10 protein-coding genes are annotated in these 11,643 nt (G+C 52.9%); 8 read left to right on the forward strand and 2 right to left on the reverse strand.

Annotated features, from left to right (window positions below; all coding sequences use genetic code 11):
• The first annotated feature begins 32 nt into the window (after window positions 1-32).
• The 8 genes from LX98_RS04295 (at window position 33) to wecB (ending at window position 10,097) form a co-directional block, all read left to right on the forward strand.
• Window positions 33-716, forward strand: a complete 684-nt coding sequence (locus LX98_RS04295; protein WP_496427720.1) for an SDR family NAD(P)-dependent oxidoreductase — start codon at window positions 33-35, stop codon at window positions 714-716.
• Between the two features lie 84 nt (window positions 717-800).
• Complete coding sequence (locus tag LX98_RS04300; RefSeq protein ID WP_496427721.1) at window positions 801-1,148, forward strand: SnoaL-like domain-containing protein; 348 nt, start codon at window positions 801-803, stop codon at window positions 1,146-1,148.
• 202 nt (window positions 1,149-1,350) lie between these two features.
• Complete coding sequence (locus LX98_RS04305) at window positions 1,351-1,650, forward strand: hypothetical protein (RefSeq protein WP_496427722.1); 300 nt, start codon at window positions 1,351-1,353, stop codon at window positions 1,648-1,650.
• Window positions 1,651-1,674: 24 nt separating this feature from the next.
• Window positions 1,675-2,538, forward strand: a complete 864-nt coding sequence (locus tag LX98_RS04310; RefSeq protein WP_496430563.1) for a pirin family protein — start codon at window positions 1,675-1,677, stop codon at window positions 2,536-2,538.
• Window positions 2,539-2,766: 228 nt separating this feature from the next.
• A complete protein-coding gene (locus LX98_RS04315) occupies window positions 2,767-4,023 on the forward strand; it encodes an efflux RND transporter periplasmic adaptor subunit (RefSeq protein ID WP_496427723.1) in 1,257 nt (418 codons plus the stop codon).
• Entirely contained in the window at window positions 4,020-7,190 is a 3,171-nt protein-coding gene (locus LX98_RS04320) for a multidrug efflux RND transporter permease subunit (protein ID WP_496427724.1), read from the forward strand. The genes LX98_RS04315 and LX98_RS04320 overlap by 4 nt, the downstream gene beginning before the upstream one ends.
• A gap of 1 nt (window position 7,191) precedes the next feature.
• The gene (locus tag LX98_RS04325; RefSeq protein WP_496427725.1) at window positions 7,192-8,622 is read left to right on the forward strand and encodes an efflux transporter outer membrane subunit; all 1,431 of its coding nucleotides are present in this window, start codon (window positions 7,192-7,194) and stop codon (window positions 8,620-8,622) included.
• Window positions 8,623-8,996: 374 nt separating this feature from the next.
• Complete coding sequence (gene wecB / locus LX98_RS04330) at window positions 8,997-10,097, forward strand: non-hydrolyzing UDP-N-acetylglucosamine 2-epimerase (protein ID WP_496430564.1); 1,101 nt, start codon at window positions 8,997-8,999, stop codon at window positions 10,095-10,097.
• Between the two features lie 555 nt (window positions 10,098-10,652).
• On the opposite strand, the gene LX98_RS04335 is transcribed toward wecB, so the two are convergent.
• Together LX98_RS04335 and LX98_RS04340 are read right to left on the reverse strand one after the other, a co-directional pair.
• A complete protein-coding gene (locus LX98_RS04335) occupies window positions 10,653-10,982 on the reverse strand; it encodes a type II toxin-antitoxin system PemK/MazF family toxin (RefSeq protein WP_496427726.1) in 330 nt (109 codons plus the stop codon).
• Window positions 10,979-11,197: an antitoxin MazE-like protein gene (locus LX98_RS04340; RefSeq protein ID WP_496427727.1), complete on the reverse strand. Its 219-nt coding sequence runs from the start codon at window positions 11,195-11,197 to the stop codon at window positions 10,979-10,981. The genes LX98_RS04335 and LX98_RS04340 overlap by 4 nt, the downstream gene beginning before the upstream one ends.
• Window positions 11,198-11,643: the final 446 nt, after the last annotated feature.

An 11,643-nucleotide genomic window follows, 5' to 3' on the forward strand; every position in this document is an offset into this window, starting at 1 on the left:
AGAAAATGGCAAAGAGACAACGAAGGAGCCGAATGATGATATCCCTGAATGGAAAAGTTGTCATGATCACAGGGGCCTTGGGTGGCTTGGGTCAGACGGTGACCGAGAAGTTCTCCCAAGCGGGTGCCAAGGTGGTGGTGGTGGGTCGGGAACTTCCCGAGAAGCTTCCGGAAGGGCTGCTGGGCATTTCAGCGGATGTCACCGATGAGGCTGAGGTTCAGCGACTGATGAAGGAGGCCGTACAAAAAACTACACGCATTGATTGTTTGATTAATCTAGTTGGGGGGGTTGCCATGGGTGGCCTTGCGGAGACGGAAGTATCCCTGTGGTCCAGAATGGTATCCCTTAATTTGACGTCGGCATTTTTGCTGTCGAGGGAGGCGACTCGCGTTATGTCAAAGCAAGGTTCTGGTCGGATCATTCATATGGCCGCTCAGGCCGCTGTTGATCCATTTCCTGGAGCCGGGGCGTACATTGTCTCTAAGTCCGGCCTTCTTGCGCTGATCAAAGTGCTGGCTCTTGAGTTAGCTGGTTCAGGGGTGAAGGTGAACGGAGTGCTGCCTTCCACTATTGATACCCCGGCCAATCGAGAAAGCATGGCTGACGCCGATCCCAACGAATGGGTAAAGCCCGAAGCCATTGCCGCGCTTCTTGTGTTTCTCGCCTCTGATGAGGCTGAGGCTCTGAATGGGGCACTCATTCCTATCGGGTCATGATAGGAATGATGTTGGATGAATTGGTCGATGTTTCAGTTCGAGGTGTGAAGGGTAAATTTTTATTCATTGAAAGGAGAAATTCTTATGAGTACTCAACAACAGGTTCAAGCCGTGATCGATGGGGTTTTGGCCGGGAAACTTTTGGAGACATTTGACAAGTATTACGCCGACAACGTCGTGATGAGCGAAAACCTAAAGGACGAGCGCGTCGGCAAAGCGGCTAATCGAGAATATGAACAAAAGTTTTTAGATAATGTTCAGGAATTTCATGGGGCAAAGACTGGACGGGTCATCGTTGACGGGGATCATGCTGCGGTGGAATGGACGTTTGACCTGACCTTCAAAGGCGGAAATCGGGTGAAGATGCAGCAGGTGGCCGTGCAAACCTGGAAGGATGGAAAAATCATTCGGGAAGATTTTTATCACGGATGACAAGAGGCGTGTCACGGAAGAGGAAGGCATATTATTCCCTTTTTGGGTTGCAATATTTGAAACGGACATTAGCGAGTTAGGCGAATAGCACAATCCGTTTTCTTCCACATTGGTCACCACAGGTTGTTCGGCCCCGAAGGACTGTGGTGGCCCATGGGAATCAGGGTTCCTGTTCTCAACGGTTTTGATAAGGAATGAGGTCATGCTCCGAGTTACCGCTCACGTAGAAGACACAACGATCACCCTGCAGTTGGAAGGCCGGCTTGCCGGACCTACCGTTATTGAAGCCGAACGGTGTTGGCAGGTGACATGCGCTGAGAATCCGGGTCGATCACGTCGACTGGATCTGCGAGGAGTGACGTATTTGGATCAGGAAGGGAAAGCATTTTTGAAACGGGTCTTTCAGCAGGGCGCGAGTTTCCTCTCTTCCGGTTGTCTGACCCGGTCCTACGTTGAGGAAATCACTCGTTCTTCAAAAAAAGAAGTCGAGGGAACGTGCTGAAGAAAGGAGTCCACGATGGCGCAATTGAAATCAGTCACAGGAATCTACAAACCCGGGTCCGCTCATATGGTGGGGGATGGCTTTCCGGTACGAAATATCTTTCCAAGCCAAAATCTGACCGAAGAAATCAGTCCCTTTCTGCTCCTGGATTATGCGGGTCCGGCATCGTTCCCTCCGACGAATCAACGGCGGGGGGGCGGGGAGCATCCTCATCGTGGGTTTGAGACCGTGACCATCGTCTATCAGGGAAAAGTCGCGCATCGGGATTCGGCGGGAAACGGAGGAACCATCGGACCGGGTGATGTGCAATGGATGACGGCGGCTTCTGGAGTGGTGCATGAAGAGCTTCATGAACAAGCCTGGGCCAGGGAGGGCGGCACGCTCCAAATGATTCAACTTTGGGTCAATCTTCCCCAGTCATTAAAGATGGGCGCACCCCGCTACCAGACCGTGCTCAATGAGGACATTCCGCAATCCAATCTGGGTGGGCCAGGCGGTGTGATCCGGGTGATCGCGGGGGAATATGAGGGCCTCAAAGGGCCGGCCAGGACGTTCACGCCCGTGCACCTGTATGATCTGAGTTTGCTCGCCGGACACCGGGCTGAGTTACGTCTTCCGGTTGGATATAATACCGGCCTGTTCGTCCTTAGCGGGAAGTTGGTCCTAAATGGATCGGACAAAGTCGGGGAGGCCGAAATGGCCCTTTGTGACCCGCAGGGGACGCAGGTGGATCTTGAGGCCACGGAGGAGGCAAGGGTGTTGGTGCTAAGTGGAGAACCCATTCTGGAACCGGTCGCCCGCATGGGCCCTTTTGTCATGAACACTGATGAAGAACTCGTGCAGGCTGTGAACGATTATCGTGCGGGAAGGATGGGGCGACTTGAGTAAGCCGGCATTCGAGCTCCTTGATTGAAGGAACGCGTCGAAAATTTTGTTCGGCCGTAATAATAGGGGTGAACTTACGTCTACACATTTAAAGAAGCCGATGCCCTGCAATGAAGATGAAGGAAAGACAACCCTTATGGATGAGCCAATCATTCAGAGACCAGCACAATTTGAAAATTCCGGCATGAATGCCGTGAATGGAATTAACCGGAATTGGTAGGAACCAACCAGATGAATGCAGCCCTACTCAGGTCCGTTTCAGCTCACTTTGGTAATGGGAACGCTGTGATTCGGAGGAGTGTCGGATTATTCCTGATTGTTCTTGCGGGATGTGGACAGGGAGCGACCTCACCCCCAGATCCTCCACCGCCAATGGTGGAAGTGGTGACGGTGACCACCCAGGATCTGCCCGATGAACCCGAATTCATCGGACAAACCGAGGCCTTTCGCCCGGTGGAGATCCGGTCCCAGGTGACGGGCATCATTAAGAAAGTGTTTTTCACCGAAGGCAGGAATGTTAAGCAAGGTGACCGGCTGTATCTCATCGACCCCGTGCCCTTTAAAGCGGCTTATCTGAGTGCCAAAGCCAGGGTGACACAAGCGCAGGCTCGACTGGTACAAGCGAGGCAGGATTTCGCTCGCGTGGAACCTCTTTTGGAAGAACAAGCGGTCAGTCAAAAGGACGTGGACGATGCCGTGGCGGAAGGATTAGCCGCCAAAGCCGCTTTGGAAGCGGCGCAGGGCGATCTGGTCAAGTCCAGGTTTGACCTGAGTAACACCCTGATCGTCGCTCCGATCGGGGGACGTATTTCAAAAAGTCGATTTTATGAAGGACGTCTGGTGTCTGCCCAGACAGATCTGCTGACCACCATCGATCAGTTGGATCCCATGTATGTGAATGTATCGGTTCCGGAAACCTATTTGTTGCGACGACGGCGTGAACTGGCGGCCAACAGAGTCCAAAGGCCCGATCTCTTTCAATTACGCGGAGTCATGACGTTCGCAGATGGCAGTGTCTATCCCCATGAAGGTAAGTTGGATTTTGCCGATGTGGCCATCCGGTCGGAGACGGGGACCTTGCAGGGACGTTTTGCCTTTCCCAATCCTGAGGCCGATCTTTCTCCCGGTAAATCCTATTTGTATCCCGGACAATTCGTCCGCATCCGGTTGAAAGGATATATCCGGACCGATGCGATTTTGATTCCTCAGCGTGCGGTGCAACAGGGGCCTAAAGGCACGTTTGTGAATGTGATCGGATCCGACGATAAAGTCGAAGTGCGTGAAGTGGATGCCACCGGTTGGCGTGGGGGCGAGTGGCTCATTGAAGAAGGCCTTCAGCCGGGAGAGCGGATCGTCGTCGAAGGATTTCATCGAATCCAACCGGGAGTGCAAGTCAATCCCGTGCCGTTCCGGAATGGAGAGGTCACATCGGAAAGCCCAAGCCATGAGAATCCGACCCCTTCTGAAACCGCACAGGAGAACTCATGAGTTCTCATTTTTTTATCGACCGACCGATCTTTGCCACGGTCATTTCCATTGTGATCGTGGTCGTGGGATTGGTGTCTCTTCAGATTCTTCCCATTGCGCAGTTTCCGCAAATTACCCCTCCCGTGGTTCAGATCGAGGCGGATTATCCCGGTGCCAGTGCGGAAGTCGTGGCCGAAGCCGTGGCCCGGCCGATTGAGGTGCAACTTCCCGGGATCGATAATCTTCTGTACTACGATTCTTCCAGCACCAACGACGGCCATATGACCATCCGATTGACCTTTGAGATCGGGACCGATATCGATATCGCGCAAGTGCAAACTCAAAACCGTCAACGCCTGGCGGAGCCACAGCTTCCGCCGGAGGTTGTCCGGCAGGGTATCACGGTCAAAAAAGTCTCTCCGGATATGCTGGCGGTGGTAGCGCTCAGTTCCAGTGACCCTCGTCAGGATACCGTCTTCCTCTCAAATTTCGCGATCCTCCGCATCGTGGACAACATCAAACGGCTTCCCGGCGTGGGGGATGCGTTGATCTTTGGAGGACAGAACTATTCCATGCGTCTCATTTTAGACCCCATTCGCATGGCGCAAATGGATGTGACGCCCACCGACATTGCGACTGTTGTTCGTGAGCAAAACCGGGATTTCCCGGCCGGCCGGATCGGGCGTGAGCCTGCCCCCAGTGGTACTGAGATGACCATTCCCGTGATCACCCAAGGCCGAATGAGCGAGGCCAAAGAATTCGAAGACATGATTGTCCGGGCTTATCCGGATGGCTCCATGGTGCGTCTGGGCGAAGTGGCCACAGTCGAACTCGGCGCGCAGTCCTACGACCTCGAGGGACGGTGGAATGGCAAACCGAATGTCTTCCTGCTGACATTTCTTTCCCCGGGAGCCAATGCCCTTGAAACCATGAAACGCATCAAGGACGAGATGAACAGCCTCACGAAAATTTTTCCGGCTGGAGTTTCATACGACATCCCGTACGATACGACCCGATTCATTGAGGTTAGCATTCAACAAGTGGTGAAGACCCTGGGCGAAGCATTGATCCTGGTTATTCTGGTGGTCTACCTCTTCCTTCAAAGCTGGCGTGCGACATTAATTCCGGCCGTGGCCGTTCCCGTTTCATTGATCGGCACCTTTGCGGGCATGGTCAGCCTGGGATTTTCGATTAATACCTTGACCCTGTTCGGCATGGTGCTGTCCATCGGGATTGTGGTGGATGATGCCATTGTGGTGGTGGAAAACGTGGCCAGGCACATTCAGAACGGACACCCGCCCAAGGAAGCCGCGAAGCTGGCCATGACGGAGGTGACCGGACCGGTCATTGCGCTCGTCGTGGTACTGGCGGCGGTCTTTCTGCCGGTGGCGTTTCTGGGGGGGATTACCGGAGAACTCTATCAGCAATTTGCCATCACCATTACGCTGTCCGTGGTCCTGTCCGGGATCGTGGCCCTGACGTTGAGCCCGGCTCTTTGTGCGTTGATTCTCAAGCCGAAGCAGGACGGGGAGAACCGGTTTTGGAAGAAATTTAATGACGGATTCGATTGGGTGCAGAATCGATATGTGGGGACGGTGAGCACGATTCTTAAGCATGCCGTGCTGTCCCTTGCCATCTTTGGCGTCTTGCTTGTTGTCAGCGGCGGGTTGTTTAAGGCCCTTCCATCCAGTTTTCTACCTGAAGAGGATCAGGGATACTTTATTTCGATCATTCAATTGCCGGATGGCGCCTCCAAACAACGCACGATTGAAGTCCTCAAGCAGGTGGAAAGCTATTTTCTTTCAGTGCCCGAGGTTCATTCAACTGATGCCCTTGTCGGGCAGAACTTTGTCTTTAACACCCGCGGGGCGAATCAAGCCACCATGTTTGTGCCCCTGCACCATTGGGATGATCGCACTCGACCGGACCAACATGTCAAAGCCCTGATTGGCAAAGCCTTTCAGAAATTTGCGGAGATTCCCGAAGCGTTAATCCTGGCCTTTAATGCACCTTCTATTCGCGGGTTGGGGGCCACCGGCGGATTCTCATTACAATTACAGGATCCCAGCGGTGGAGATTTCAAACAATTTGCCGCCATCACGCAACAATTTGTGAACAAGGCCCAACAAGATCCGGCCATTGGTGCGATCGGCACAAGTTTTCGCGTGTCGGCCCCGCGACTGTATGCCCGGGTGGATCGGGAACGAGCCAAAGCCCTTGGCGTCCCCATTTCCGAGGTATTCGATACGATGCAAGCGTACTTTGGGAATTTGTACATCAACGACTTCATCAAGTTCGGACGGGTGTATCGCGTGCAGACCGAAGCGTTGCCGGAGTTCCGGTCGAGTCCGGATGATATCTCGAAAATTTATGTGCGTGCCCGAAATGCCAAGGGGTCCACGATGATTCCGCTTGATACGGTGGTCAGTACGGAATTTACGAGCGGGCCGGATACGGTGACCCATTTCAACGGATTTAATACCGCCTCGGTGTTGGGTGCCGCGGCTCCCGGATATAGTTCAGGGGCCGCCCTTGATGCGTTGGAACGACTGGCTCAGGAGATTCTGATCCCACAAGGGTATGATATCGATTGGAGCGGGATTTCTTATCAGGAACGGCAGACCGGAACGGAGTCCATCTTTGCCTTTGCCTTTGGCCTTTTGATGGTGTTTCTGGTGCTTGCCGCGCTGTATGAAAGTTGGTCGGTGCCCTTTGCGGTGATTCTTGCCGTGCCGTTCGGCCTCTTCGGGGCCCTCTCCGCCGTGTGGATGCGGGGCTTGAGCAATGATATCTACTTTCAAATCGGCTTAGTGACCTTAATCGGCCTTGCGGCACGAAACGCGATTCTCATTGTTGAATTTGCGAATCATCGCTACGAGGGAGGGATGCCGTTGGTGGAGGCAGCCTTGGAAGCCGTCCGTCTTCGATTCCGACCGATCATTATGACTTCGATGGCATTTATTTTTGGCGTGGTGCCCCTGGTGATTGCGTCCGGCGCGGGCGCGGCCAGTCGCCAATCTATCGGGACAGGCGTCTTCGGCGGAATGTTGGCGGCGACACTATTAGCGATCTTTTTTGTGCCGTTGTTCTTTGTGCTGATCAGGAAGCTCGCTCACCGAATGCGGAGGAGGTCTGCGTCCTCTCCCGCTGAGGATCTGACCGAGTCCGTCTTGGATGGAGAACCGTAACATGCGTTCTGTCTGTGGCCTCTTTTTGTCGTCCGTGTTGCTGATTTCCTGCGCCATGGGACCGGACTACTCACGGCCTGATATTGAAACGGCCGACCAGTTTCGCATGTCCGAAAGCGAGGGGGAATCGATCGCCAATCTTCCCTGGTGGGAATTACTGCACGACGAGGAATTGCAAAAACTCATTCGTGTGGCGTTGGAGGAAAATAAAAATCTTCAGGAAGCCGCCGCCAGTGTCGAGGAATTTCAAGCTCGAGTGTTCATTGAACGAATGGATTTTGCGCCTCAATTAAGTACGCAACTCAATGCTCCGGTCTTAGGGAAGTTCGGCGGTTTTGCCAGACCGGGATTTCCGAGCAACTTTAGTTATTTTGGTATCGGGAATCTGAATTGGGAGATTGATATCTGGGGCCGGATTCGTCGGTCAAATGAGGCGGCGTTTGGCGATCTGCTTGCCCGTGAAGAAAATCGACGGGCTGTCATCCTTCAGTTGGTCAGTGGAGTGGCGGCGGCGTATTTGGATCTGTTGCAGTTCGACATGCAATTGGATATTGCCAAACGCACGCTTGATTCCTGGGAAGAATCGGTGAAAATTGCCCGTGCGCGATTACGACAGGGAATCACTTCCAAACTCGATGCCGACCAATTCGAGTCGGAACGGGCCAATGCGGCGGCCCGGGTCGCTCAATTCGAGCGGCAAATGGTACAGAAGGAAAACGAACTGAGTGTGTTTCTTGGCCGGAACCCCTCCAGGATTCCACGAGGCCGGATTCTCACCGAGCAGGTTTTTCCGCCAACGGTCCCGCCCGGCCTGCCTTCGGAATTGCTCCAGCGCCGCCCGGATATCATGCAAGCCGAACACGAACTGGCCGCGGCCACGGCCCGCATTGGTGTCGCCAAAGCGGAACGGTTTCCCAAGTTCTCGATTACGGGTATTCTTGGCGCCGCGGATCCTCAACTATCAAGTTTGGTGACCGGCACCGGTCAATTTGGACAAGCCGGCCTGGGACTCACCGGCCCCTTGTTCAATGCGCAAATTCTGGGATTTCAACAAGAGGCCGCAGTGGCTCAGGCGAAACAGGCGTTGGCGCACTACGAGCAGACCATTCTTGTGGCATTCAAAGAAGTGGAGGATGCCCTGGTGGCGGTGCGCACGGCCGATTCTCAACGGATAGCCCAGCAGGAACAGGTGACGGCTCTCCGGTCGGCCTTGCATCTGGCCGACCTTCGTTATAAAGGCGGCCTGACCAGTTATGTTGATGTGCTTATCGCTAAACGAGACTTGTTCGTGTCCGAACTCGAACTCACGTCCACCCATCGGCTGCATTTGGTGTCGATGGTGCAACTCTATAAAGCATTGGGTGGAGGATGGTCTCCGGAATCTTCTGATGAAACCATCGCCATTTCCAGTTCATTAAAGCAAGCGCCATAACTGAGAATGTTGAAGTCCCAGGATCGTATTTGTTGGGCGTTAGATGTATAATGCGTGGCCAGGGGGTTTTCCAGGAAGTCATCGACCTTTCTAAAACAACGACGAAGGATCTGTTCCCAGGCTCTAATTGCTAGGACTCATCGAGAATCTTCGCGGAACCTCGCTTGCGTGGGTCGATGGGAGAAGATTTCATTAAAGGGTTACACACTTCCACGCGAATTGATCACAAAAGTGAGAAAACGTAAGAAGACAGAATTGCTCTGCATAGCTTATATGACTTGTAGACCTCCTCTCCTTCCACACCAAACAATCTTTCATGACTGAGCGAGGCAGCCACATCATATGGGGTGCCTGTTTTTTCTCTTGATTCCATGATGAAACGAATCGACCTGATCGCCGGAGCGAGGCCCAATTTCATGAAAATTGCGCCCATCATCGACGCCCTAAAAGCGGCCGAAATGCGGGGAGGGGTCTTACGCTTCCGCCTGATCCATACCGGCCAGCACTATGATCGGACCATGTCAGGGAGTTTCTTCGAGGAACTCGGTATCCCGGATCCTGATATCAATTTGGAAGTGGGGTCTGGCACACAGGCTGAGCAAACGGCAGCGATCATGGTCAATTATGAAAAGGTGTTACTTAAGGAAAAAAGCGACCTGTGCTTAGTGGTTGGGGATGTGACCTCGACCATGGCTTGCTCCATTGTCGCCCGCAAGCTCGGGGTGCCGGTGGCGCATGTTGAAGGCGGGATCCGCTCGGGCGACTGGACTATGCCGGAGGAGATCAATCGGGTTGTGACCGACTCTCTCACCAACTGGTTTTTTACCACGAGCGAGACGGCTAACAACAATCTTCGCCGATCCGGCATCACAGACGACCGCATATTCTTTGTGGGCAATACGATGATTGACACTCTACTCAAACAGATGCCGCGCTTTCGTCCACCGGACTGTTGGAAATCGCTAAAGCTTGAGTCAGGCAACTATTTTGTGGTGACCCTGCATCGACCAGCGAATGTCGATGGGGATCAACAGTTGTTATGCCTTCTGCATGCCATTGCCGACGGCGCATGCGGGGTACCTGTGGTGTTCCCTGTTCATCCTCGTACGGCGAAGAGTCTGCGTGAACTCGATACCCAGATGCCGCAACTGCACTACATCGACCCACTGGGCTATTTGGAATTCAATTATCTGGTGAAACATGCTCGTGGGGTGATTACCGATTCCGGAGGTATTACCGAGGAAACCACCGTTTTGGGCGTGCCGTGCTTGACGTTGCGTGACAATACGGAACGTCCAGAGACCATTACGATTGGAACCAACGAACTCATTGGGACTGATCCAAACAAGCTGCCGCCGGCGCTGGCACGATTGTTAGCGGGCCAATGGAAAAAAGGGGCCATCCCCCCAAAATGGGATGGCAAGACGGCCCTACGAATCGTCGAGCATTTAGAGCAAGTGCTTAAAAAATCATAATTCATCAAACGAGACTTGTTCGTTTCCAAACTCGAGTTCACGCCCACTCATCGTCTGCATTCGTTGTCGATTGTACAACTCAATAAATCGTTGGGGGGAGAATGGTCCCCGGATCCTCCGGACAGACCATCGCAATCCCCGGCTCAGCATCCTAAGCTAGATATGACAGCTGAAGAAGGTGAACATCCAGGGCTGGATCGATAATCCGACAGTCTGTGGCATGAATACGTGGCCAACTCTAACCTTCATGAATACTAAAGGCATTCCAAATAATTTCCGAAATTTTCCTTGTTGTGTGGGGCACCATCTTTGACTGAGGTGGACGCGCTTTCCGTCTTCGTAGCTGCTTCGCCGAAGGCATTTAAATTCCCGCTGATGCCCAACTCTCTTGTCATCCTGAGCGCAGCGAAGGATCTGTGTCCAGGGTAACGAGACTATCGCTCGGGCAGATCCTTCGGGTTCCTGTCCTGAGCGTTGCCGAATGGAGCAGGATGACAGTAGTCTTTTCGCGATGGAGATTCCGTTTTGCACACCCGTCGAAACGCGACGCTCCTGTTAGGATGCTAACCCGATAAATAACGCTAAACTGCGATTGAGGCGAATCAGGGTTGCATCGTTGACGTGCCTAAGGTGCTGAGCAATGCGTTCCTGTCGTAAAGCCACGGTTTTGTCTATCAAGATTTGTGAGGCTATCTTGAGACCGGTTTCTTCTTTTGGTTGGACAATAATCCGAAACAACAGGGCATCGAGTCGATCGCTTGTGATTAAACAGACCAAGATACTGGCATGGGTCTCATTAAAAATATCCGATTGAATAATAACGGCGGGGCGAGGCTTTTCGTGGTCTTCTGGTGTTGATACGATAACAAGATGGCCGTGTTTCATTGGGGTGGGGACATGTCGGCGACGATTTCAATGAAATCAAGAGTCTTCTTTTCAGACTCGTGTAGGCTGACCAAGAGAGATTGGCGACGGGCTTCCTTGGCGAAATTCGCTGATCCTGTGTCAGGCACCCAAATCTGAATAGGGCGTAATCCTGCAGCCCTGAGCCGACGCCGGTAATCCTGTATTTTTTTGTTGGTGGGAGTATGAGAAGCCATGCCTATTCTCTCCTGGAATGTGGCACCATGGTAACATGTTGCCATGAGATATGTGAGCACTCAAGTGTAGTGGTCTCATAAATTTGGACACCGGTTAAGGCTGTAAACTGAGGCCAAAAAGGGGAAATGCGCAATGAGCCGAATCTGGGTCACCTCATCCAATAAATAAACCCGCCGCTGGCGGCTTTTTTCAATAGCCCCACGATCGATGTCGATCAACCGTATGCTGGTGACAAAATCTCAACATGATGCTCGCTGTGTCTATATGCCTCGATTAACGGTTTCGATACCGGCCACTTAATCGATCCATTCGCCTGTCGGATGACGTCCCCTATGGTATGCCATATCCTCTAACCGGGAATTGTTTTCAGAGACGATTTTAATGGATTGTTGTAGGGGGAAGCCTGCGCAGCTTAAAGCTCCCCTACGATGGTCAAAAAACATTG

This window comes from Nitrospira marina (genome assembly GCF_059568365.1).

Coding starts and splice junctions, on each gene's coding strand:
- LX98_RS04295 (WP_496427720.1), top strand. CDS start 33: ATGATGATATCCCTGAATGGAAAAGTTGTCATGATCACAGGGGCCTTG.
- LX98_RS04300 (WP_496427721.1), top strand. CDS start 801: ATGAGTACTCAACAACAGGTTCAAGCCGTGATCGATGGGGTTTTGGCC.
- LX98_RS04305 (WP_496427722.1), top strand. CDS start 1,351: ATGCTCCGAGTTACCGCTCACGTAGAAGACACAACGATCACCCTGCAG.
- LX98_RS04315 (WP_496427723.1), top strand. CDS start 2,767: ATGAATGCAGCCCTACTCAGGTCCGTTTCAGCTCACTTTGGTAATGGG.
- LX98_RS04320 (WP_496427724.1), top strand. CDS start 4,020: ATGAGTTCTCATTTTTTTATCGACCGACCGATCTTTGCCACGGTCATT.
- LX98_RS04325 (WP_496427725.1), top strand. CDS start 7,192: ATGCGTTCTGTCTGTGGCCTCTTTTTGTCGTCCGTGTTGCTGATTTCC.
- wecB (WP_496430564.1), top strand. CDS start 8,997: ATGAAACGAATCGACCTGATCGCCGGAGCGAGGCCCAATTTCATGAAA.
- LX98_RS04335 (WP_496427726.1), bottom strand. CDS start 10,982: ATGAAACACGGCCATCTTGTTATCGTATCAACACCAGAAGACCACGAA.
- LX98_RS04340 (WP_496427727.1), bottom strand. CDS start 11,197: ATGGCTTCTCATACTCCCACCAACAAAAAAATACAGGATTACCGGCGT.